This is a genomic window from Foliimonas ilicis, from assembly GCF_039939195.1.
Taxonomy (GTDB): Bacteria; Pseudomonadota; Alphaproteobacteria; order Rhizobiales; family Rhizobiaceae; genus Foliimonas; species Foliimonas ilicis.
The window spans coordinates 82,341-103,956 of the sequence record NZ_JBDUUH010000014.1 but is presented as its reverse complement, the minus strand read 5'-3'; the positions used below and the strand labels follow the sequence as shown (position 1 = coordinate 103,956).

General features: G+C 58.8%; 22 protein-coding genes. 9 read left to right on the top strand and 13 right to left on the bottom strand.

Annotation, left to right across the window (positions count from 1 at the left end):
• The first annotated feature begins 18 nt into the window (after positions 1-18).
• The 4 genes from ABFT80_RS24340 (at position 19) to ABFT80_RS24325 (ending at position 4,094) form a co-directional block, all read left to right on the top strand.
• Positions 19-351: an ArsR/SmtB family transcription factor gene (locus ABFT80_RS24340; RefSeq protein WP_347974532.1), complete on the top strand. Its 333-nt coding sequence runs from the start codon at positions 19-21 to the stop codon at positions 349-351.
• Between the two features lie 19 nt (positions 352-370).
• Positions 371-2,260, top strand: a complete 1,890-nt coding sequence (locus ABFT80_RS24335; RefSeq protein WP_347974531.1) for an ABCB family ABC transporter ATP-binding protein/permease — start codon at positions 371-373, stop codon at positions 2,258-2,260.
• 302 nt (positions 2,261-2,562) lie between these two features.
• On the top strand, positions 2,563-3,261 hold the full coding sequence (locus tag ABFT80_RS24330) for a phosphatidylserine decarboxylase (RefSeq protein WP_347974530.1): 699 nt from the start codon (positions 2,563-2,565) through the stop codon (positions 3,259-3,261).
• 11 nt (positions 3,262-3,272) lie between these two features.
• Positions 3,273-4,094 carry a CDP-alcohol phosphatidyltransferase family protein gene (locus ABFT80_RS24325; protein WP_347974529.1) on the top strand — a complete coding sequence of 274 codons (822 nt, stop codon included), beginning with the start codon at positions 3,273-3,275 and terminating at the stop codon, positions 4,092-4,094.
• 7 nt (positions 4,095-4,101) lie between these two features.
• Here the strand turns inward: ABFT80_RS24325 and ABFT80_RS24320 are convergent, their stop codons facing one another.
• The 12 genes from ABFT80_RS24320 to rpsF form a co-directional block, all read right to left on the bottom strand.
• Positions 4,102-4,755, bottom strand: a complete 654-nt coding sequence (locus tag ABFT80_RS24320) for a lysophospholipid acyltransferase family protein (protein WP_347974528.1) — start codon at positions 4,753-4,755, stop codon at positions 4,102-4,104.
• Positions 4,756-4,963: 208 nt separating this feature from the next.
• Positions 4,964-5,860, bottom strand: a complete 897-nt coding sequence (locus tag ABFT80_RS24315; RefSeq protein ID WP_347974527.1) for a DMT family transporter — start codon at positions 5,858-5,860, stop codon at positions 4,964-4,966.
• 184 nt (positions 5,861-6,044) lie between these two features.
• On the bottom strand, positions 6,045-6,791 hold the full coding sequence (locus ABFT80_RS24310; protein WP_347974526.1) for an SDR family NAD(P)-dependent oxidoreductase: 747 nt from the start codon (positions 6,789-6,791) through the stop codon (positions 6,045-6,047).
• A gap of 50 nt (positions 6,792-6,841) precedes the next feature.
• Complete coding sequence (gene purF / locus ABFT80_RS24305; RefSeq protein ID WP_347974525.1) at positions 6,842-8,317, bottom strand: amidophosphoribosyltransferase; 1,476 nt, start codon at positions 8,315-8,317, stop codon at positions 6,842-6,844.
• A gap of 60 nt (positions 8,318-8,377) precedes the next feature.
• Positions 8,378-8,983: a CvpA family protein gene (locus tag ABFT80_RS24300; RefSeq protein ID WP_347974524.1), complete on the bottom strand. Its 606-nt coding sequence runs from the start codon at positions 8,981-8,983 to the stop codon at positions 8,378-8,380.
• Between the two features lie 40 nt (positions 8,984-9,023).
• Entirely contained in the window at positions 9,024-10,421 is a 1,398-nt protein-coding gene (gene radA, locus ABFT80_RS24295; RefSeq protein ID WP_455190003.1) for a DNA repair protein RadA, read from the bottom strand.
• Between the two features lie 227 nt (positions 10,422-10,648).
• Positions 10,649-12,139 (bottom strand): replicative DNA helicase, encoded by a 1,491-nt coding sequence (locus ABFT80_RS24290; RefSeq protein ID WP_347974523.1) that lies wholly within the window; start codon positions 12,137-12,139, stop codon positions 10,649-10,651.
• A 196-nt stretch (positions 12,140-12,335) separates the two neighbouring features.
• On the bottom strand, positions 12,336-13,298 hold the full coding sequence (locus ABFT80_RS24285) for a small ribosomal subunit Rsm22 family protein (protein ID WP_347974522.1): 963 nt from the start codon (positions 13,296-13,298) through the stop codon (positions 12,336-12,338).
• A gap of 82 nt (positions 13,299-13,380) precedes the next feature.
• On the bottom strand, positions 13,381-14,664 hold the full coding sequence (locus ABFT80_RS24280; protein WP_347974521.1) for a cyclopropane-fatty-acyl-phospholipid synthase family protein: 1,284 nt from the start codon (positions 14,662-14,664) through the stop codon (positions 13,381-13,383).
• Between the two features lie 130 nt (positions 14,665-14,794).
• The gene (rplI, locus tag ABFT80_RS24275; RefSeq protein WP_347974520.1) at positions 14,795-15,376 is read right to left on the bottom strand and encodes a 50S ribosomal protein L9; all 582 of its coding nucleotides are present in this window, start codon (positions 15,374-15,376) and stop codon (positions 14,795-14,797) included.
• 251 nt (positions 15,377-15,627) lie between these two features.
• Complete coding sequence (gene rpsR / locus ABFT80_RS24270) at positions 15,628-15,876, bottom strand: 30S ribosomal protein S18 (protein WP_019170551.1); 249 nt, start codon at positions 15,874-15,876, stop codon at positions 15,628-15,630.
• A complete protein-coding gene (rpsF, locus tag ABFT80_RS24265; RefSeq protein ID WP_347974519.1) occupies positions 15,876-16,340 on the bottom strand; it encodes a 30S ribosomal protein S6 in 465 nt (154 codons plus the stop codon). The genes rpsR and rpsF overlap by 1 nt, the downstream gene beginning before the upstream one ends.
• 362 nt (positions 16,341-16,702) lie before the next feature.
• Here rpsF and ABFT80_RS24260 point away from each other — a divergent pair, with 362 nt between their 5' ends.
• Both ABFT80_RS24260 and ABFT80_RS24255 read left to right on the top strand, forming a co-directional pair.
• Positions 16,703-16,957: a type II toxin-antitoxin system RelB/DinJ family antitoxin gene (locus tag ABFT80_RS24260; RefSeq protein ID WP_347974518.1), complete on the top strand. Its 255-nt coding sequence runs from the start codon at positions 16,703-16,705 to the stop codon at positions 16,955-16,957.
• 2 nt (positions 16,958-16,959) lie between these two features.
• Positions 16,960-17,232 (top strand): type II toxin-antitoxin system YafQ family toxin, encoded by a 273-nt coding sequence (locus tag ABFT80_RS24255; protein WP_347974517.1) that lies wholly within the window; start codon positions 16,960-16,962, stop codon positions 17,230-17,232.
• A 34-nt stretch (positions 17,233-17,266) separates the two neighbouring features.
• Here the strand turns inward: ABFT80_RS24255 and ABFT80_RS24250 are convergent, their stop codons facing one another.
• Positions 17,267-19,195 carry an LTA synthase family protein gene (locus tag ABFT80_RS24250; RefSeq protein WP_455190002.1) on the bottom strand — a complete coding sequence of 643 codons (1,929 nt, stop codon included), beginning with the start codon at positions 19,193-19,195 and terminating at the stop codon, positions 17,267-17,269.
• A gap of 233 nt (positions 19,196-19,428) precedes the next feature.
• On the opposite strand from ABFT80_RS24250, the gene fabD reads away from it, so the two are divergent.
• From fabD to ABFT80_RS24235, 3 genes are all read left to right on the top strand, one after another.
• Complete coding sequence (gene fabD, locus ABFT80_RS24245; protein WP_347974516.1) at positions 19,429-20,370, top strand: ACP S-malonyltransferase; 942 nt, start codon at positions 19,429-19,431, stop codon at positions 20,368-20,370.
• 32 nt (positions 20,371-20,402) lie between these two features.
• The gene (gene fabG, locus ABFT80_RS24240) at positions 20,403-21,140 is read left to right on the top strand and encodes a 3-oxoacyl-[acyl-carrier-protein] reductase (RefSeq protein ID WP_347974515.1); all 738 of its coding nucleotides are present in this window, start codon (positions 20,403-20,405) and stop codon (positions 21,138-21,140) included.
• Positions 21,141-21,368: 228 nt separating this feature from the next.
• Positions 21,369-21,605, top strand: a complete 237-nt coding sequence (locus ABFT80_RS24235) for an acyl carrier protein (RefSeq protein ID WP_347974514.1) — start codon at positions 21,369-21,371, stop codon at positions 21,603-21,605.
• Positions 21,606-21,616: the final 11 nt, after the last annotated feature.

Here is a 21,616-nt window from a genome sequence, read left to right as displayed (position 1 = left end):
GTATATCGACGATTTACGATGAATTCCTTCCCGCAAAAACTCCATGAAGGCTGCATCGCTGCCGACGAGGCGGCAATGGCGCAGCGTTTTGCCGCGCTGGCAAACCCTGCGCGCATTCGCATTCTGCGCCATCTGGCGGCCACCAGTTCCTGCTGCTGCGGGGAGGTGGTCGAACAGTTCGATCTGGCGCAATCGACCGTCTCCCAGCATTTGAAGGTCCTGGTGTCTGCGGGTTTGGTCAATCTCATACCGGATGGGCAGCGATCGCTTTATTGCATCGACGCCGAAGCGATGACGCTTCTTTCAACGGGACTTTCCGACCTCGCGAAGACCTGTTGTCGCGACCGCTAAAACACTGAAAGCAAATCATTTGTCTGAAAAGACCGTATCAGCCGATTCCGGCTCCACCTTCAAAACGCTGTTGAATCTCTGGCCCTATATGTGGCCTGCGGACCGTGCGGATTTGAAGGCACGCGTCGTCTGGGCGACCGTATTTCTGGTCATCGCGAAAGCGACCCTTGTCATCGGGCCGTATTTCTTCAAATGGGCGACCGATGCGCTGGCGGGTGATGGCGCGACATCGCCGCCATTGCCGGCCTTCCTGCTTGGCCCTGTCATGCTGGTCATCGCCTATAATGTGGTGAAGCTCGTCCAGCTCGGTTTCAACCAGCTTCGCGATGCGCTTTTCGCCCGCGTCGGCCAATATGCCGTTCGCCAACTGGCCTTCAAGACCTTCGTGCATATGCATGAATTGTCGTTGCGTTTCCATCTGGAACGCCGCACCGGCGGTCTTTCGCGCGTCATCGAGCGCGGCACGAAGGGCATCGAAACGATCGTCCGTTTCACCATCCTCAACACGGTGCCGACGATCCTCGAATTCGCGCTCACCGCGATCATTTTCGCGGTCGCCTATGGCTGGAAATACGTTGCCATCGTCGCGATCACCGTGGCGCTCTACACATGGTTCACGGTCTGGGCGAGCGATTGGCGCATCGCGATCCGCCGGGAAATGAACGATTCCGACACGGACGCGAATACCAAGGCCATCGATTCGCTGCTGAATTTTGAGACGGTCAAATATTTCAACAATGAGCGCATGGAAGCGGAGCGTTTCGACCGATCCATGGCGCGCTACGAGGTTGCCGCAACGAAAACCTGGACCTCGCTCGGCTGGCTGAATTTCGGGCAGGGCGTGATTTTCGGCCTCGGCATGACGGCTGCCATGTGGCTTTCGGCGCTGGAAGTGATGGCAGGCACCCAGACCATCGGCGATTTCGTGTTCATCAATGCGATGCTGATGCAGCTTTCCGTGCCGCTGAATTTCATCGGCTTCATCTATCGCGAAATCCGTCAGGGCCTGACCGACATCGAGCAGATGTTCGACCTTCTCGATGTGAAGCAGGAAGTTTTCGACAAGCCAGGCGCAAAGCCTCTCGCCGTGCCGGAAGGCAAGGTCGAGTTCCGTGATGTTCACTTCGCCTACGATGCGAGCAGGCCGATCCTCAAAGGCATCAGCTTCGACGTAAAACCCGGCAGGACGGTCGCGATTGTCGGCCCGTCGGGTGCGGGAAAGTCCACCGTTTCGCGACTTCTGTTCCGTTTCTACGATATTCAGCAAGGCAGCATTCTGATCGACGGACAGGATATTCGCGACGTTGAGCAGGAAAGCCTGCGCGCAACGATCGGCATGGTGCCGCAGGATACGGTGCTGTTCAACGACACGATCGCCTACAACATCCGCTATGGCCGTCCCTCTGCTTCCGATGGCGATGTCGAGCGCGCCGCGGAGTTGGCGCAGATCGGCCCGTTCATCGAGCATTTGCCGGAAGGTTATGGTGCGATGGTCGGCGAACGGGGCCTGAAGCTTTCTGGCGGCGAAAAGCAGCGAGTGGCCATTGCGCGAACCATATTGAAGGCTCCGCCGATCCTCATTCTGGACGAGGCGACCTCGGCGCTCGATACGCATACGGAACGTGAAATTCAGGCCGCACTCGATCTCGTCAGCCGCGGGCGCACGACCATCGTCATTGCGCACAGGCTTTCCACAGTCGTTTCGGCAGATGAAATCATCGTGCTGCAGGATGGCCGCATTGCCGAACGCGGCAAGCACCAGACGCTGATGCGCAAAAAGGGCCTTTACGCTTCGATGTGGGATCGCCAGCGCGAAGCGACCGAAGCCGAAGAGCGCCTGCGCATCGCCCGCGAAGCTGACGATCTGGGTGTTATCGTCAGGCGTCGTACGCCGGAGACGAACGAGTAAGCCTGAGAGGTATCTGTTCCACGTTGCCCCCCTCTGGCCTGCCGGCCATCTCCCCCACGGGTGGGGAGATCATTACTTCATATGCGTTTTTTCCAACTTGTGACGTTTCAAGATTTGCGAAACCCTAGATACAGCCAATCTCCCCACCTGTGGGGGAGATGTCCGGCAGGACAGAGGGGGCGCGAAGGAATAAAACCGGTGAAGCAGTGATGCTCCCGACAACCATGTCCGTTTGCCGCGTTGCGGCGCGTGGTTGTTTCCGGTAAGCAGTCGGCAAGTTGAACGGAGCGAGCCAAAGCCCTATGCACCTGATCGAAACGATCAAGAACACCTTTGTTCCCATCCGTCGCGAGGGTTATCCCTTTATCGCCGCTTTTGCGGTCGTGACCCTGTTTTTGACGTTCATTTCGTCGATCTTCTTCTGGATCGGCCTGATTCTGACGGCCTGGTGCGCCTATTTCTTCCGCGATCCCGAACGCGTTACGCCCGTTGACGACAGGCTGGTCATCAGCCCGGCCGACGGCATCGTTTCCGCCGTAGGCCCTGCCGTTCCGCCCCGCGAACTGGGTTTGGGAACGGGCGAAATGACCCGCATTTCCGTGTTCATGAATGTGTTTTCCTGCCATGTGAACCGTTCGCCGGTGCGCGGACGTATCACCCGCATCGAGCATCGCCCCGGCAAGTTCCTCAACGCCGAACTCGACAAGGCAAGCTCGGAAAACGAGCGCAACGGCCTCGTCATCGAAAGCCCGAACGGCACGATCGCTGCCGTGCAGATCGCCGGTCTGGTCGCGCGCCGCATCCTTTGCTGGAGCGAGCCGGGTACCAATATCGGCGTCGGTGAACGATTCGGCCTGATCCGCTTCGGCTCGCGTGTCGATGTGTTCCTGCCGCTCACCGCGACATCGCGGGTTGCGGTCGGGCAGACGGCGATTGCCGGTGAAACCGTCATTGCGGAATTTGGTGGCCCCGCCACCACGCCGCTCGTGCGAATCTCTTGAGAGCCTGGCGGATGCGTCCTTTCCAGCCTTTCGAACCTCACGGCGGCAGCGGCCCACGTATCCGGGAAATACCGCTGCGTCTTGTCGTGCCGAACCTTGTTACGGTTCTGGCCATCTGCGCCGGTCTTTCCGGTGTTCGTCTGGCTTTCGAACTCCGGTTTGAAACGGCTGTCCTGATGGTTCTGGTCGCTGCGTTTCTGGATGGCATAGACGGCCGGCTGGCCCGCATGCTGAAAGCGACGTCCAAATTCGGCGCGCAGATGGATTCGCTGGCCGACATCGTGAATTTCGGTGTCGCACCGGGCCTCGTTCTCTATGCGATGCTGCTGGACCGCGCCGGTTCCATCGGCTGGATCGCCGCACTTCTGTTCGCAATTGCCTGCGGCCTGCGTCTTGCGCGTTTCAACGTGCTGGATGAGGACAAGGAACGCCCGGCCTGGCAGACGGAGTATTTCGTCGGTGTGCCTGCGCCTGCCGGTGCAGTGCTCGTACTACTGCCTGCCTATCTGATGTTCATCGGCGCGATCACGCCGGATCGTCTCACGGTCTATCTGAGCTGCGGCTTCACGGTTCTCATCGCATTCCTGCTGGTCAGCCGCCTGCCGGTCTATTCCGGCAAGAAGTTCAGCGTGCGGCGCGACAATGTCATGCCGTTCATGCTCTGCGCGGTGTTCTACGTGCTGCTGCTGGTCATCTACCCGTGGCAGACCTTGACCGCCTCCGCAGTCGCCTACCTGATCTTCCTGCCGCTCAGTGCGCGTGCCTATTCGCGCCGCGCCGCACTTGAGGAAGCCAAGACAGCCGCCGAAAAGTCGGAAGAGGCGAGCGTTTAAAGCTCGCCTATCGGCGCACTTCCATCATGCGTTCATGAAGCAGCGCGGCGGTCGTGTTGCCATCGCCTTCCTGCCGTGCGGTTATCTCGGGGATTTTCAGAGGCGGCAGGGTCCTGATCGTCAGCCGGTCGAACGTCCCGCGATTATTCGCTCCGCCTGAAACATAGATCGGCAGAATGCTCGCGTCGGCCTGCAGGGCGATGCGCGAGACGGCGCGGTAAAGCCGCAACGCCTTGGCGTCCGGTGACGTGTCGTTCGGAAAATAGACAGCCAATCGGCCATTGCCTTTCAGGACACGCACCAGCCTGCGGCTCACGAAAACATGGTGCGCGTTGAATTCGATGGTGCGGGCCAAATTGCGCCACGGCTCGAGCCAGCCCGAATGCGCCGAGTGCTCGTCGAGTATATGCAGCGTCTGGTCGGGCAGCAGTGACAGCATGAGTGCGGGATCGAGCGTGCTCTGATTCCAGATTGCATAGATGACCGGCGTCGGTGACGTGCGCGCAGCCGTCATCTGCTTGTCGCTGATGCGTCTGATGAGTTTGAATGGTGCGTAGGCCAGTGCCTGATTGAACGGCAGTTCGAGCCGATACATGTCCAGAAACGCTGCCAGTACGACAAGCGCCAGGATCGCCCCGACTATGACGAGGATGATAATCATGTCGCCTCTCTCAATTTCTGGTGCTCGAGCAGGGAAACTAGCCAATCGTCTGACAAGGTCAACGGGCGGATGAAAATCTGAAAAGAAGAAAGCCGGTCACAAGGGACCGGCTTTAAGAATACGACAGGCTGGGTTTGGGGGGCGGGGTCGCCCGTCGCATCCCAGAAATGCGCGAAGCTTTTGTTGGTTCCACAGATATGAAACTTTTTTACGGAATCGCGTGAATTTTTTCGCGGCGTAAATCCCGGCCCGCATGCCAGATCACGGCGGCAAGCACGATTGCGCCGCCGACCACCGATGCGAATGGCGGAAGCTCTGTCAGAAACAGCCAGGCGAAGAGCATGGCAAAGGGCACTTCCGAAGAGCCGAGGAGGCCGGTTTCGGGCGGAGGAAGCAACCTTGCGCCTTCCGTCCATAAAATGACCGCCAGTGCCATTGTGGCCCCGAACAGCACCAGCAAAATCATATCGTTCTGTGTGACGGCAAGAGGATCGGTCGCGAACCAGCCGAAGACGAACAGCAAAAGGGCCGAAACAGCCCCTGCCCATACGGCGGGCGTATCGCGGAATTTCCTGATCAGAACCATGTAGAGCGCAAAAATGGCCGTCATGATAAATGCCAGAGTGTCGCCGAACAGATTTCCCTGTCCCGCTCCCGAAATGATCATGAGGGCGACGCCGCAAATCGAAATGGCGGCCGCAATCATCGTCACGCCCCGCATCCGCTCGCGAAACAGCATGAAGCCCAAAAAGCCGGCCAGAAATGGCGTCGTGGCATAGATGATCGCGACATTGGCGACGTAGGTGTATTTGAACGCCGCGATGAAGGCGATGCTGGCAAAGCAGCCGATCACCGCGAGCAGCCAGCCGCGCCATCCGAGGCGAAATGCGCTTAACGCGCCGCGGCTTCGCAAAAGCACATAGGCACCGATCAGCAGGCCGCCGACCAGACCGCGCCAGCACAGAATAACGAGCGCATCGGCGGTGATCGATTTGGTGAGCACGCCAGTTAGAGCAAATACGGCTGCCGATGCCGATACGAGGATGATGCCGAGCGTATGCTCGCTCATCGGCACTGGAAGCTGGTGTTCACTTGTGTTCGACATGCCGGACCGCGCTGGAATTAGGCGATGATGATACGCAACGCCATGAGCCTTTATTGGAGAAACATCCATAGGCCAGCGCCCCTGACACCATCATGTCAGGAATTGTCGAAAAGCTGGAAGATCGAGCCGGAAGCGCAGAAAACTGCATCAGATGTCCGGCAGGGTAGAATTTCCAAACGGTCTCTTAGACAGGCATCTGATATTTGGTGAGCTTGCCTGCGCGCACGTCGAGGATTTTGCCGGTTTCCGTGAAGGCCGGGCTGGCAAGCGCAACGATCTTTGCGGCAACCTCGGAAGGGTGCGGCAATTCAGAGGGATCTTCGCCGGGCATAGCCTGCGCGCGCATCGCGGTGCGGGTTGCACCGGGATTGACGCAATTGACCCGCAGAGGGCTGTTTTCGGTCTCATGCGCCCATGAGCGCGCGATTGCCTCGACAGCGGCCTTGGAGGCGGCATAGGGGCCCCAGAAGGCCTTTGCCGAATGTGCGGCCCCCGAAGACATGATGATGGCGCGTCCGGCGTCCGAGAGGCGCAACAGCGGATCGACGGAGCGGATAAGCCGCCACGTTCCGGTCACGTTGATTGCCATCACCTTTTCGAAAACCTTGGCCTCGACATGGCCGATCGGAGCGATGACGCCAAGAATGCCCGCATTGGCAACCAGCACGTCCAGCTTGCCCCAGCGCTCATGGATTGCGCCGCCGAGACGGTCGATGCCTTGCATATCGGTGAGGTCGAGCGGAACCAGCGTCGCTTCGCCGCCCGCAGCCTTGATCTCGTCGTCCAGTTCTTCCAGCCCGCCCACAGTTTTGGCAACCGCAATAACATGCGCGCCCGCTGCTGCGAGTTCCTTGGCGATGAAGTAGCCGATGCCGCGCGAAGCGCCCGTAACGAGTGCGACGCGATTGGTGAGATCAAGAGATGAGGTCATTTAATCCGTGTGACTGAAGAGGCTTTTGATTTCAAGGCTTAATACAAAACCTATGAAGACGTGCCCCCGGCAGCAAGCAACGAAAGCGTGCGGACATTGTCCGAGCCTTCCATATCGGCGAGGCGCGTCGGGTATTCTCCGGTGAAGCAGGCATCGCAGAATTGCGGCTGTTCCGTATCGCGACCGTTTTCGCCGACTGCGCGATAAAGCCCGTCGATCGACAGGAAGGCCAGCGAATCGACGCGAATGAATTCCGCCATTTCTTCAACCGTCATACGCGAGGCAAGCAGCTTCGATTTTTCGGGCGTATCGACGCCGTAGAAGCAGGAGGCGCGGGTAGGGGGCGAGGCGATGCGCATATGCACTTCCCTCGCGCCCGCATCACGAACCATCTGCACGATCTTCTGGCTGGTGGTGCCGCGCACGATGGAATCATCGACCAGCACGATACGCTTGCCTTCGATCATGCGCCGGTTGGCATTGTGCTTCAGGCGAACGCCCATGTGCCGGATCGAATCGCCCGGCGAAATGAAGGTACGGCCTACATAATGGTTACGGATGATACCGAGTTCGAACGGAATGCCCGCCGCCTGGCTGAAGCCGATGGCCGCCGGGGTGCCTGAATCTGGCACCGGCACGACGATGTCAGCCTCGACCGGATTTTCGCGCGCCAGTTCCGCGCCGATCTGCTTGCGCACATCATAGACGTTGCGGCCTTCGACCGAGGAATCAGGCCGTGCGAAATAGACATATTCGAACACGCAGAAGCGCGATTTTGCCGGCTCGAACGGGAACATGCTCTCAATGCCCTTGGAGGTGATGACCACCATTTCGCCGGGCTTCAGATCGCGCACGAAGCGCGCGCCGATAATGTCGAGCGCGCAAGTCTCCGACGCCAGAATCCAGGCACCGTCGAGATCGCCCAGAACCAGAGGGCGAATGCCCAGCGGATCGCGGCAGCCGATCATCTTCTTGGACGTCAGTGCCACCAGCGAAAACGCGCCTTCGACCTGACGCACGGCGTCGATGAAGCGCTTGTTGAGTTCGCGCTCCTTGCTGGTCGCAACGAGGTGAAGGATGGTTTCGGTGTCCGAGGTGGACGAGAAAATCGAACCCTGCTTCTGCAAGGTGCGCTGCACGGTCATCGCATTGGTGAGATTGCCATTATGCGCCACCGCGAAGCCGCCATCGGCAAGTTCTGCGAAGAAGGGCTGGATGTTGCGCAGGCCAGCGCCGCCGGTCGTGGCATAGCGCGTATGGCCGATGGCGCGAGTGCCGCCCAGCCGTTCGATGACCGATTGCTTGGTGAATGTATCGCCGATCAGGCCGACATGGCGTTCGACATGGAATTGCGTGCCGTCATAAGAGACGATGCCCGCTGCTTCCTGTCCGCGATGCTGCAGGGCGTGAAGCCCCAGCGTCACGATCGCGGCGGCATCCTGCCGTCCGAAAATCCCGAACACACCGCATTCGTCGTGAAAATGATCGTCAGCTTCGGCGGAAAGCACGTCGTCTGCGTCTGCCATCGGAACCGGCCTCTTCTAGCAAAAACGCTATATAGTGTGAGATGGCGCTAAGCGCCACCGTCAATTGTTGGTTGGTGCAGGGTTTTCCGCAGGCGGTGCATCGGGTGTTGCATCGACAGGCGGCTGTTCGGGCGCGCCTTCGACCGTCGGCTCATCGCTGGGCGACAGGCGCTTCAGGATCGAATTTTCCGGATCGTCCGGCAGCATGTTTTCCAGCGTCGTGCCGATGCTTGTCAGAAGCGGCTTCGACTTTGCCATGGAAATCCATGCAGGCGGGTTCGGGCCGACCAGCCAGGTGAAGAACAGAAGGCCGACGGCCACGACCAGAATGCCGCGCGCTGCGCCATAAAGGAAGCCGAGTGTACGATCGAGTGCGCCGACGCGGCTGTCGATGATGAAATCGGCGATCTTCATCGTGATGACGGTAACGACGATCAGCGCGATGATGAAAACGATGCCGGCTGCCGCCGCCATGGCGAGTTTTTCATTGTCGATGTAAGGCTGAACAAAAGGCAGAACGGGCTTGTAGAAGAAGAACGCCGCGGCTGCTGCTGCTGCCCAGGAGGCGATCGACAGGATTTCGCGGGAAAAGCCGCGGACCATCGCAAGCATTGCGGAAACGAGAGTGAAGCCGACGAGAATTCCGTCAAGCAGCGTAATCGGCATATCGTTTCACTCCATCGTGACCGCCCGGTAAATCACCGGCTCAGTCGTCCGTGTTGCGCCGCAGAGAGCCGGCAATCCGCACGACAAGATCGGCCAGCGTTTCCGGCTGGAAGGAGCCAGGTGCAATGCCCCCGGAAATACCTTCGCTGCCGCGCGGCAGGACCGCTTGTCCAAACCCCAGCTTTTCGGCCTCCTTTAGCCTCGATTGCGCATGCGCAACCGGCCTCACGGCACCCGATAGGCTGATTTCGCCGAAATAAACGCAATCTGCCGGAAGGGCAAGTCCGGTTAGCGACGAAACGAGCGCGGCTGCAACCGCAAGGTCCGCCGCAGGCTCGGAGATTCGGTAGCCGCCTGCGACGTTAAGATACACGTCATGCTGGCCAAGCTTCACGCCGCAATGCGCCTCGAGCACGGCCAGCACCATGGCGAGGCGCGGGCTGTCCCAGCCGACGACGGCGCGGCGCGGCGTGCCGAGCGAGGACTGCGCCACCAGCGCCTGTATCTCTACCAGCACCGGTCTGGTGCCTTCCATGCCCGCAAACACCGCTGCTCCGGGCGATTTTGCATGGCGTTCGCCTAGAAAAAGCTCCGAAGGATTGGCGACTTCGCGCAATCCCTTGTCGGACATTTCGAAAACGCCGATCTCGTCGGTCGGTCCGAAACGATTTTTTACGGTGCGCAGGATGCGATAATGGTGGCCGCCTTCGCCTTCGAAATAAAGCACGGCATCGACCATATGCTCGACGACGCGCGGCCCTGCGATCTGGCCTTCCTTCGTCACATGGCCGACGAGCACAATCGCCGCACCTGTGGATTTCGCATAGCGGATCATCGCCTGAGCCGATGAGCGGACCTGCGTAACCGTGCCAGGAGCCGAATCGGCAAGGTCCGTCCACAATGTCTGGATCGAATCGAGGATCACCAGATCAGGCCGCTTGCCATCGGCAATCGTCGCCAGAATATCTTCGACATTGGTCTCGGCGGCGAGTTCCACCGGCGCATCTGCTGCACCCAGCCTCTGCGCGCGCAACCGCACCTGTGCGACCGCTTCTTCGCCCGAAACATAGACGATGCGATGGCCTTGCCGTGCGAGCGAGGCTGCCGCCTGCATGAGAAGCGTGGATTTGCCGATGCCCGGATCGCCGCCAATGAGAATGGCGGAGCCGCGAACGAAACCGCCGCCAGTCGCCCGGTCAAGCTCGCCAATACCGCTGGCGATGCGCGGCGCATCTTCGATGTCGCCCGAAAGCGTGGTCAGGGTCACGGCGCGGCCCTTGCGCGTACTGCGCGTCGAAGCTGGCCCGCCGCCGATGCCACCGGATGTGCCTTCCTCGATCAGCGTGTTCCACTCGCCGCAAGCATCGCACTTGCCCGCCCAGCGCTGATGCACGCTGCCGCAATTCTGGCAGATGAACTGGACACGGGATTTAGCCATGAAGAATTTGCCGGAAGGTTTTTGAGACGATGGCGGGACAGCGCCCCCCTCTGTCCTGCCGGACATCTCCCCCACGGGTGGGGAGATCGGCAGCTTCAGTTTTTTCGTTACTGCGTTCGCGGTTTGCGAAATCGGAAATGAAATCCAATCTCCCCACCTGTGGGGGAGATGTCCGGCAGGACAGAGGGGGGCGCTGTCCCGCCAGCATTCCAGCAAAAACCATACTGCTACTCAAACCGCTCAGGCAGATGATGCTCTTCGGCCAGATCGGAGAAGCGGGTGAACTCGCCCTGGAACGACAGCGAAACCGAGCCGGTGGGGCCGTGGCGCTGTTTGGCGATGATGACTTCGGCCTTGCCGCGCGCCTCGTTCATTTCGGTTTCCCACTTGATGTATTCCTCAGTGCCGGGCTTCGGCTCCTTGTTCTTGAGGTAATACTCCTCGCGGTAGACGAAGATCACGACGTCGGCGTCCTGCTCGATGGAGCCGGATTCGCGAAGGTCGGAAAGTTGCGGGCGCTTGTCTTCACGACTTTCCACCTGACGCGAGAGCTGTGAAAGCGCGATGATCGGCACGCCGAGTTCCTTGCCGAGCGCCTTGAGGCCGGTCGTGATCTCGGTGATTTCCTGAACGCGGTTCTGTGAAGCGCGCGCGGATGATCCCTGCATGAGCTGAATATAGTCGATGATGATGACATCGAGGCCACGCTGGCGCTTCAGGCGACGCGCTCGTGCGGCGAGCTGCGCGATCGAAATACCACCGGTCTGGTCGATGAAAAGCGGAATGCGCTGCATTTCCTGCGAACAGGCGACCAGCTTTTCGAAATCCGTCTCGGTGATTTCACCGCGACGAATTTTCGACGACGGGATCTCCGTCTGCTCGGAAATGATACGCGTTGCGAGCTGTTCGGACGACATTTCGAGCGAGAAGAAGCCGATAACGCCGCCATTGGCCGCTTTGAACGAGCCGTCCGCCTGCTGCACCGGCTCATAGGCATGTGCGACATTGAAGGCGATGTTGGTGACGAGCGAGGTCTTACCCATGCCGGGACGTCCCGCCAGCACGATAAGATCGGATGGCTGCAACCCGCCCATGCGGCGGTCCAGATCGCGCAAACCCGTCGCGACGCCGGAAAGGTGTCCGTCGCGCATATAGGCGGCGTTCGCCATGTCGACGGCGGTCTTCACCGCATCGGTGAAGCTTTCGAAACCGCCATCATAGCGCCCGGTTTCGGCCAGTTCGAACAGGCGGCGCTCCGCATCCTCGATCTGTTCGCTGGGCGCCATGTCGACCGGCGCGTCATATGCGATGTTGACCATGTCTTCGCCGACGGTAATCAGCGCGCGCCGCGTCGCGAGATCGTAGATGGCGCGGCCATAATCGGCGGCATTGATGACGTTGACGGCTTCGGCTGCCAGCCGGACCAGATAATGCGACACCGTCATGTCGCCGACTTTTTCGTCGGCGGGAAGGAATGTCTTCATCGTCACCGGATTGGCCATCTTGCCCATACGGATCAATTCAGACGACACCTCGAAAATCTTGCGGTGCAGGGGTTCGTAGAAATGCGAGGCTTTCAGGAAGTCCGAGACGCGATAAAACGCATCATTGTTGACGAGTATTGCGCCAAGCAGCGCCTGTTCGGCCTCGATATTGTTCGGGGCCTCCCGGTAGAGCGCCTTTTCGGCGACCTCAAGCTTGCGAATTGCCTCTGCCATCTCTGCCCCGTCTGTTCTTGTTGCCCGTCAGTACCAGAACCGAGGAGGCGGTAGTAAATAATCGCCTACTTACCTCCGCAATTCACAGCGCAGTCTACGGGCAGGAAGATAAAGCTTGACGCGAATCGAAAGATTTTAGCTGAGAATAAACGAGAACAAAACAGGAAAATACGACGCGGAAATTGCAGCTTTTCGCTTAAAAAGCGTCGCCCCAATCGAGTTTTCGTGCCTTTTTGAACGCTTCGCCGTCCCGTTTCGTGAGCATTTTCTCAATCGCCATGCCGTTGGACTGGCAAAGCTTGAGGGTCACCTTACCGCTTCCGGTGCGCGGCGGTGCGAGAATGCGGGCCTCGTAAGCAGGAGAAGGTTCGCGCGAGACCGCCAGAAAAATGTATTTCTCGTCTTCCCATGGCACATCTGCACCCTTGGTCAGTCGATGCAGTTTCGAGCGAGCGACGCGGCGCGAAAAATGGCACCAGTCCGGCTCGATCAAAGGGCAAAGCTCCTGATGCGGGCAGGGGGCAGCGACATACGCACCGAGCGCGATCAGTTGCTCGCGTGCGACAAGAATGCGCCGCCACCCGGCAGGCGTTCCGGGCTCGACGATCAGCAGAACGGATTTCGTCAGCCGCCAGAGATTGTCGATGAGTTTTGGCAGGTTCGCCGGCGCGATCTCGTCCAGAACGTAGCAAATCGTCACCAGATCGGCAGGCAAGAGGTCGCGCGTCTGGATTGTGATGTCGCCATCCGTCCATGTGGCGGCAGCGCCGATCCTGTTCTTGGTAAGACGTTCGCCCATCTCGCGCACGGGTTTGCTGGCCTCGAAAAGCGTCGCGCTTTCAATGCCGGAAAAGCAGTCTTCCGCCGCCCACAAAGCGGTGCCGGGACCAGCACCAATGTCGAGCATCGTCCGTGGCGAAAAATCCGGAATAGCCTCAGCCAATGCATCCATGCTGGCGCGGACCGCCGCATAGGTCGCGGGCATGCGCGCAGCGAGATACGCTTTGACGGCCAGCGCATCGGCCATGTGAAGCCGCCCGTCGCGGACTTCGGCTCGGTAGCGTTTGGTGAGCATTTCCGATTGCCGCTGCAAATCCGCCAGAGGCACGCCCTCCAGGATTTGGTCGATAGCAGCTTTAAGCGGGGCAGGAAGCTCCATGCGAATCCGTTCGGCAGGTAAGATGATGCTGCCTCTTAACCGAATGAACGGCGCATGACGAGCGATTTGCCTTGCCGCGGAACTATTCCGCGGTTTTGCGCTTTCGTGCTTGTACCTTGCGCACGGCAGGCTTTTTATGCGCCATTTCGTGCATCGCCAGCGTCTTTTCGCATTTTTCGATGTAATCGCGTGTCAGCGGCAGCGTGTCGTTCTTCTGCGTGAGCTGGATCTGGAAGACGATCAGATCCTGCCAGCGGAACGCTGCTTCCGAACCCGCCAGGTAGAATTCCCACATGCGGCAGAAGCGCTCGTCGTAAATTTCCCTGGCGCGCTCGCGGTTCGCCTGAAAGCGTTCGTTCCAGTGCTTCAGCGTCTCCGCATAGTGCAGTCTTAGGATTTCGACGTCCGACACCTGCAATCCGGACCGCTCTATCGCTGGCAACACTTCGGAAAGTGCGGGTATGTAGCCGCCCGGAAAAATGTGCTTGCGGATGAAGGCATTGGTGGCGAATGGCACGCCGGAGCGACCGATCGAATGCAGCACCATCACGCCGTCCGGTTTCAGCAGCGTGGCGCATTTGTCGAAAAAGGTCCGGTAATGGTTCACGCCGACATGCTCGAACATGCCGACCGAAATGATCCTGTCGAAGCGCTCGCTGAGATTACGGTAATCCCGAAGTTCGAAATGGACGTGGTTTTCCAGGCCTTCGGCCTGCGCGCGCTCCTCGGCAATTGCATGCTGCTCGGTAGACAGCGTGACGCCCAGAACCTCGGCCTGAAACGAGCGGGCGAGATAAAGCCCCAAACCGCCCCAGCCGGAGCCGATGTCGAGCACCGTCTGGCCGGGTTTTACACGAAGCTTTGCCGCCAGATGCCGCTTCTTGGCGAGTTGCGCTTCTTCCAGCGTCATATTCGGCCGGTCGAAATAGGCGCATGAATATTGCATGTCCTCGTCGAGGAAGAGTTTATAGAACTCGCCCGACAAATCGTAATGGCGCTGAACATTTCGCAGCGAGCGGGCGGCAGTGTTGACCTGCTGAAACCGCCGGAAAGCATGTCTCAGCCCTTCCAGCGCTTTCGTCCACGCCGCTTCCCAGCCGACCGGACCCATATTCTGGTAGACGATTTGCAGGAAGCTCAGGACGTTGCCTTCGACGATATCCAACTCGCCGTCCATATAGGCTTCCGGCAGCGCCAGCATGGGGTCGAAGAGTATCGTTCGTTCTGCGTGGTGGGTCTTGATGGCGACATGGACGGGCTCGCCCGATCCGTCGCCGAATATACTCGTGGTTCCGTTCGGCCCTGTTATGCGCAAATTACCCGTGCGCACCAGACGATCGACAATTCGCTGCAGCAACACATTCATGCCATGCATCCTAGCTGTCATATGGAAGTCATATTGTGCTTCAAATCGCGTCGGCTTGCAAAGTTCCGCTGGCATAAAAAAAAGCCCGGATATTGCTATCCGGGCTTGGTCCAATTGAAGGAAGCTTGAATTATGCTTCTTCGTCGCCGTCGGAATCTTCATTCGGGTCGAAGAAGTTTTCCGGACGCGCATTGTCGTTGATGTCGTCGCCGTAGATCGCTTCAGCCGAATCCAGCTTTTCGCCGGCTGCCTGACGCTCTGCTTCATCGGCGGTACGCGCGATGTTCAGCGTGATCGTGACTTCGACTTCCGGGTGAAGCGCGATTGCAACGTTGGTCAGGCCGATTTCCTTGATCGGCTGGTTCAGCTCGACCTGGTTGCGGCCGACGGAGAAGCCTTCAGCGGTGACGATGTCGGAAATGTCGCGCGTCGAGACCGAACCGTAGAGCTGGCCGGTTTCGCCAGCCGAGCGGACGACGACGAACGTCTTGCCGTCGAGCGTCTCTGCGACCTTCTCGGCTTCCGACTTGCGCTCGAGGTTGCGTGCTTCGAGCTGCGAGCGCTGGCCTTCGAATTTCTGCTTGTTGGCTGCGTTTGCGCGCAATGCCTTGCCCTGCGGCAGCAGGAAGTTGCGTGCAAAGCCGTCCTTGACCTTGACGGTGTCGCCCATCTGGCCGAGGCGGGTAACGCGTTCTAGAAGAATGACTTCCATGTTTTTTCTCCTCTGCGCCTAGTATAGCGGCGCGTGTGGTTAAACAGTCAGGAAGCTCAATGAGGCGTTGTCGCCTTGTATCGCTGTCCTGCCTGAAGCGGCAGTTAGGGCGTGGTAAGCCCAACTCGGGATTTTGCAGTTTCCTCGCCGCGCCCGTCGCGGGAAGGTAAACGGGCGGCGAACCGCCCGCTCGGTTATTCCAGCTTGGTCCCTATCCGGAAAGTCTGCAACTTTTCGGGGCCAAGCTTTGCTTACTTAACGACGTAAGGCAGCAGGCCGAGGAAACGTGCGCGCTTGATCGCCTTGGCGAGTTCGCGCTGCTTCTTCTGGCTGACGGCCGTGATACGCGAAGGAACGATCTTGCCGCGCTCGGAAATGTAGCGCTGCAGAAGACGTACGTCCTTGTAATCGATCTTCGGTGCGTTTGCGCCGGAGAACGGGCAGGTCTTGCGACGACGGTGGAAAGGACGGCGCGTCGGGATCTGATTGATGTCGACCATTATTCTGCAGCTCCTTCAGCACCTTCGCGCGGACGGCGCGGGCCACGATCACCGCGATCGCCACGGTCTCCGCGATCACGATCGCCAAAGCTGCGGTTCGGACGGTCGCCGAAACCGCGGTCGCCACGATCGCCGCGCTCTTCACGCTTCTGCAGCATGGCGGAAGCGCCTTCTTCATGCGCCTCGACCTTGATGGTCAGGAAGCGCAGAACGTCTTCGGAAAGACCCTGCTGGCGTTCGATTTCCTTAAGAGCCGTCGACGGAGCGTCGATGTCCATAAGGGTGTAGTAAGCCTTGCGGTTCTTGTTGATGCGGTAGGTGAGGGACTTCAGTCCCCAATTCTCGACCCGGCCGACTGATCCGCCAGCTTCGGTAACGATGCCCTTGTAATGTTCTACAAGCGCATCGACCTGCTGCTGCGAAAGGTCCTGGCGGGCAAGAAACACATGTTCGTATAGAGCCATTGTCTTTGCCTTTCTTCGTTTCTCTCCCGGTCCCGGCGGCTAAAGCCTCTGCAACTTCTCTTTGATCCGACACAGGGCGAGGCCCAGGCGAAGAAGAAAGGAGCACGACGAGACGGTCGAGAGCGGAGACACGGGAGGCAGAAGTCCTTCTTCGGCTTCATACGGACATTTGCAAAACAAACGCCCGGCCCTCCGTTCAGCCCCCAGCTAGGACCGGCAGATTGGCGCGTCTATACAGCTTTCCAGCCAAATCGCAAGGGTTGTTGTGTCGCGCATGGTCTGCATTTGGTCACCCGAACCTGTGAACTCCTTGCGAAACGGCAGTTTTGTAGCTACATTGTAGTCACAAATAGGAGAAGTTCATGACTACGGATGTCGTTCGTGCGCGCATCGATAGCACCATCAAGGAAGAAGCGACCGAAGCTCTGGCAGCTATGGGGCTGACGGTTTCGGATGCGATACGTTTGTTGCTTGTCCGGGTGGCCGCCGACAAGGAATTTCCATTTCCCGTCAAGGTTCCGAACGCCACGACCCGCAAGGCAATGTCCGAGCTGGAGGCGGGGGAAGGGAATCGTTTTTCTTCGTCTGATGAACTGTTCAAGGATTTGGGCCTCTAAGCGTGCTGACGCCTGTACGCTCAGGACAATTTCGTCGCGATGTAAAAAAGGCTGAGAAGCGAGGCAAGGATTTAGCCAAGCTTCGCGAGCTTCTTGTCATGTTGCTCAACGGAGATGAATTGCCACCGAGGTACAAGGACCATCCGTTAAAGGGCGAATGGAAAACCTATCGCGATGCGCATATCGAGCCGGATTGGCTGCTGATCTACAGAATTCATGGCAGCGAGTTGCAGTTGGTTAGAACCGGGTCGCATTCCGATATTTTCGACGATTGAGAGGGTGGAAGATTAGCGCTCTACCTTCTCCAGCCTACATAATATCAGCATCTTTGACTGCTGTTTCTGGGAAGAACGCGGGCTGGCTGCGGTGTTTGCCGAACATCAGATCGTGCTGGAGATAGCGGAAGTCGCGCAGGGCCGGATCGATGCGATTTGCGCGCGTCCAGTCGGGCGTGCCGGTTCCGTCCTTGGAAATCAGCATGTTGCGGTCGATGACCCTGTAGTCCTCATGCATCTTGCCGAGGAACTCCGTATAATAAGGATGCTCGATGCCGGCACTCTTCAGCACCTGCAGGGGCAGGAAGGCGGGGCTGATCGAGCCGAGATCCTTCACAGCACCGTCGCGATTCGACCAGATGACCAGCGGCGTGTCGTGCTGCTCGATCATCTCGTCCAGCGGTGCACGGCGCTTCGCGACATTGTCCGGCATGAAGCCGGTGTCAACATAGACAGGCCCAAGCGGCGGCAAATGATCGCCGAAGAACGCAATCACCGTTGGCCGCTCGCGCTTGGCTGCCCACTCGACAAGGCGTTTCAAGCCTTTGTCGGCGTCAGAGGCGCCTTCCGAATAGGTGCGGATCGAAGCGTTCGTGGCATCGCTCGCCGCACTGGAGACCTTGTGCGTGGCGTCGGGATAGCGATTTGCCTCGTAAGGGCCATGGCCTTGCAGCGTCACGGTGAAGAAGAAGAACGGCTCCTCGATGGCATCTGCCTGGCGAATAATTTCTTCCGTCAACGCTTCGTCGGAAACCAGCGGACCGCGTTTGGCGAGTTCCGGCAGATTTTCCTGTGACATGAATTTTTCGAAGCCGAGCGCCTCATAGACCGGCGTCCTGTTCCAGAACCAGCCGCTGAACGGATGGATGGCGCGGGTCGCGTAGCCTTCGCTGCGGAAGAAGGTCGCAAGCGAGGGCAGAGGTTTGCGCACATATTGCTGATAGGGAATGCTGCCGGTGGGCAGGAATGCGTTGGAAAAGCCGGTCAGTGCCTCGAACTCGACATTCGCGGTCATGCCACCGAATTCCGGCGAGAACACATTGCCGGACTGCATTTCACGCACATTGGCGATCGGATCGGGCGTGATCGTCACGCCGGGCAGCTTGGTCGGATCCCAGAACGATTCGCTCATGACGATGATGACGTCGGGCTTTTCTTCCGGAAGCACTGCCGCCTTCAGCGTCGGCTGCGGGATCGCGTCGATCGCCTTGGCTGAAAAACCTGCCGGTGCCGCGACATTGGCCATGGGAAGGTTGAGCGCGAAAGCGATGGCGAAGCCGTTGCTGGCGTAGTTTTCCTTCTGGTCCCACATCATCGGGCTGATTTGTAGACGGTCACGAATCCAGGAGAAGCTCGCGTAATCCATGATCGACACGAAGAAGGCGAGAACCGGAAGCGCGACCAGAAGGCGTACGGCGCGGCCCTTGAGCGACATCAACGGGAAGCGCCTGCGCCAGAAACGCCAAGTGGAAAACAGCAAGGCGATGGCCGCGAAGGTCGCAACGACTATCAAAACGGCTGTAAACGGACGCTCGCCTACCAGAAGAGGCATCAATTCGATGATCTGGCGGGCGTAGAGAAAATCTGTCGGGTAGAGCGGATCGCCGAGATAGAGCGATTTCTGGTGCGCGACGAATGCAAGGATCACCGCAACAGGCCCAAGCACAAGCAGACCATGATGTGTGCGGCCCAATATCGCGTCCAGAATTGTAATCAGCAGCGCAAAGAGGCCGACTGTCGTCCAGCTTGGGCGAAACGGTTCCTGAAAGAAGAGAAGCGCCGAATCGAGCGAACCGCGTACGATCCACTCCATGACCAGAACCAGAATTGCAGAAAGAATGAAGGTCGCCGAAATAGAGGCGAGTATCCGGGCCGACGAAAGTTTGCGCGGGGAGGGGGCGGATGCTCCTGCGGTCTCAACGACCGTTTGAGCCGGCTTCGTACCAGCAATATGGTTTACCAACGCAACTTCCCCGTACTAGCACCCTGTTATCTTACTGTCATTGAAGTGTCATAAAAGCTAGTCTCGGCTAACGTTTTTGGAAGGTTTGCGATCCTTCCGCTGGGACACTTTTAATATCCGCATTTCATGCAACGGTTATCGCCGGAACCCGTCAAATGTCGCCTCAGGCTTGACTTGAGAGGCTGGCTTGTTCACACGGCAGCAGGATTAAACGAGCCGGGAGCACATAGAAAATGGCGATCGCACTCACTTTTCCGGGCCAGGGCAGTCAGTCCGTCGGCATGGGCAAGGAACTGGCGGATGCATTCCCCGAAGCCAAAGCTGTCTTCGACGAGGTGGATGATGCGCTGGGCGAAAAGCTGTCGAAAACCATTTGGGAAGGTCCCGAAGACGCGCTGACGCTGACGGCGAATGCCCAGCCTGCACTGATGGCGGTATCGCTGGCTGCTTTGCGTGCACTTGAGGCACGCGGCTTCTCGCTGAAGGACAAGGCGGCCTATGTCGCCGGTCACTCGCTGGGCGAGTATTCAGCACTCGCTGCCGCCGGAACGTTTTCTATTGCCGATACCGCAAGGCTCCTGCGCATTCGCGGCAACGCCATGCAGGCGGCGGTTCCCGTCGGTCAGGGCGCTATGGCGGCAATCATCGGCCTTGAACAGGCAGATGTTGAAGCCGTCTGCGCAGAAGTCGGCAAGGATGGCGTCTGCCAGATCGCAAACGATAATGGCGGCGGCCAGCTTGTGATCTCCGGCAGTAAGGCTGCCGTTGAAGCTGCCGCAAGCCTTTGCACAGAAAAGGGTGCCAAACGCGCAATTTTGCTGCCCGTCTCCGCACCCTTCCATTCTGCGCTGATGGCACCTGCAGCCGATGCGATGCGCGAAGCGCTGGCCGGTGTGACCAAGAATGCGCCAATCGTGCCGGTTGTCGCCAATGTTGTCGTGCAGCCCCTGACGGACCCGGAAGAAATTGCCGCGCGTCTGGTCGAGCAGGTCACGGGCCGCGTGCGCTGGCGCGAAACGGTCGAGTGGTTCGGCAAGAATGGCGTGACGACACTTTACGAAGTGGGTGCAGGCAAGGTTCTTTCCGGGCTCGCCCGCCGCATCGACAAGGAAATCAAGACGGCCTCTATCGGCAATTCCGCCGATGTTGAAGCTGTTCTGGCTTCGATAGACTGACACGAATTAAACGCAGCAAGGGAGTTGCATCAATGTTCGATCTGAGCGGTCGCAAGGCGCTCGTCACCGGCGCTTCCGGTGGCATTGGCGAGGCGGTTGCCCGCGCGCTTCACGCGCAGGGCGCAATCGTCGGCCTTCACGGCACCCGTGTCGAGAAGCTTGAAGCTTTGGCAAGCGATCTCGGAGACCGCGTAAAGCTGTTCCCGGCCGATCTTTCGGACCGCGAAGCCGTAAAGGCGCTCGGCCAGAAAGCCGAAGCCGATCTCGAAGGCGTCGATATTCTGGTCAACAATGCAGGCATCACCAAGGATGGCCTGTTCGTTCGCATGTCGGATGCTGATTGGGATGCGGTGATCGAGGTCAATCTGACCGCCGTTTTCCGCCTGACGCGTGAACTGACCCACCCTATGATGCGCCGCCGCAATGGCCGTATCATCAATATTTCTTCGGTCGTCGGTGTTACCGGCAATCCGGGCCAGGCGAATTATTGCGCCTCGAAAGCCGGTCTGATCGGTTTTTCCAAGTCGCTGGCGCAGGAAATCGCCACACGCAACGTCACGGTAAACGCGGTCGCGCCCGGTTTCATCGAATCGGCCATGACCGACAAGTTGAACGACAAGCAGAAAGAAGCCATCATGGCGGCAATTCCCGCCAAGCGTATGGGTACGGGCGAGGAAGTCGCCTCCGCCGTTGTTTATCTCGCATCGAACGAAGCAGCCTACATCACCGGCCAGACCATTCATGTGAATGGCGGCATGGCGATGATCTGAAATTGCCTCGGTTTAGCCCTAGTTCTTAACAGACTCTTTCTATCCAACCCGTCCGAAAGGGCTTTTCGCCTTGGACGCCAGCATATTTTCGTGTAATGCGGCGCTCTAATCCGAGGCTCGAGACTTCAATCCCAGAAGCTTCGGGGTTCTGGACAGAACATCTTTCAACTTGATTAGCGGCAGTCAGACCGCTAACGAAGACGAACAAACAGAGACGAGGATGCCCAAATGAGTGACACCGCAGAGCGCGTCAAGAAGATCGTTGTCGAACATCTCGGCGTAGACGCCGACAAGGTAACGGAAGCTGCAAGCTTCATCGACGATCTGGGCGCGGACAGCCTCGACACGGTCGAGCTCGTCATGGCGTTCGAAGAAGAATTCGGCGTCGAGATTCCTGACGATGCAGCCGAGACGATCCTGACGGTCGGCGACGCCGTCAAGTTCATCGACAAGGCCTCTGCCTGACGCTCTGCGTC

Excerpts from the sequence above, each read along its gene's own strand:
- ABFT80_RS24340 (WP_347974532.1), top strand. The coding sequence starts at position 19 with ATGAATTCCTTCCCGCAAAAACTCCATGAAGGCTGCATCGCTGCCGAC.
- ABFT80_RS24330 (WP_347974530.1), top strand. The coding sequence starts at position 2,563 with ATGCACCTGATCGAAACGATCAAGAACACCTTTGTTCCCATCCGTCGC.
- ABFT80_RS24280 (WP_347974521.1), bottom strand. The coding sequence starts at position 14,664 with ATGAATGTGTTGCTGCAGCGAATTGTCGATCGTCTGGTGCGCACGGGT.
- ABFT80_RS24315 (WP_347974527.1), bottom strand. The coding sequence starts at position 5,860 with ATGTCGAACACAAGTGAACACCAGCTTCCAGTGCCGATGAGCGAGCAT.
- rplI (WP_347974520.1), bottom strand. The coding sequence starts at position 15,376 with ATGGAAGTCATTCTTCTAGAACGCGTTACCCGCCTCGGCCAGATGGGC.
- ABFT80_RS24260 (WP_347974518.1), top strand. The coding sequence starts at position 16,703 with ATGACTACGGATGTCGTTCGTGCGCGCATCGATAGCACCATCAAGGAA.
- fabD (WP_347974516.1), top strand. The coding sequence starts at position 19,429 with ATGGCGATCGCACTCACTTTTCCGGGCCAGGGCAGTCAGTCCGTCGGC.
- rpsF (WP_347974519.1), bottom strand. The coding sequence starts at position 16,340 with ATGGCTCTATACGAACATGTGTTTCTTGCCCGCCAGGACCTTTCGCAG.
- ABFT80_RS24285 (WP_347974522.1), bottom strand. The coding sequence starts at position 13,298 with ATGGAGCTTCCTGCCCCGCTTAAAGCTGCTATCGACCAAATCCTGGAG.
- rpsR (WP_019170551.1), bottom strand. The coding sequence starts at position 15,876 with ATGGTCGACATCAATCAGATCCCGACGCGCCGTCCTTTCCACCGTCGT.
- ABFT80_RS24235 (WP_347974514.1), top strand. The coding sequence starts at position 21,369 with ATGAGTGACACCGCAGAGCGCGTCAAGAAGATCGTTGTCGAACATCTC.
- radA (WP_455190003.1), bottom strand. The coding sequence starts at position 10,421 with ATGGCTAAATCCCGTGTCCAGTTCATCTGCCAGAATTGCGGCAGCGTG.
- ABFT80_RS24320 (WP_347974528.1), bottom strand. The coding sequence starts at position 4,755 with ATGATTATCATCCTCGTCATAGTCGGGGCGATCCTGGCGCTTGTCGTA.
- ABFT80_RS24310 (WP_347974526.1), bottom strand. The coding sequence starts at position 6,791 with ATGACCTCATCTCTTGATCTCACCAATCGCGTCGCACTCGTTACGGGC.
- ABFT80_RS24290 (WP_347974523.1), bottom strand. The coding sequence starts at position 12,139 with ATGGCAGAGGCAATTCGCAAGCTTGAGGTCGCCGAAAAGGCGCTCTAC.
- ABFT80_RS24300 (WP_347974524.1), bottom strand. The coding sequence starts at position 8,983 with ATGCCGATTACGCTGCTTGACGGAATTCTCGTCGGCTTCACTCTCGTT.
- fabG (WP_347974515.1), top strand. The coding sequence starts at position 20,403 with ATGTTCGATCTGAGCGGTCGCAAGGCGCTCGTCACCGGCGCTTCCGGT.
- purF (WP_347974525.1), bottom strand. The coding sequence starts at position 8,317 with ATGGCAGACGCAGACGACGTGCTTTCCGCCGAAGCTGACGATCATTTT.
- ABFT80_RS24325 (WP_347974529.1), top strand. The coding sequence starts at position 3,273 with ATGCGTCCTTTCCAGCCTTTCGAACCTCACGGCGGCAGCGGCCCACGT.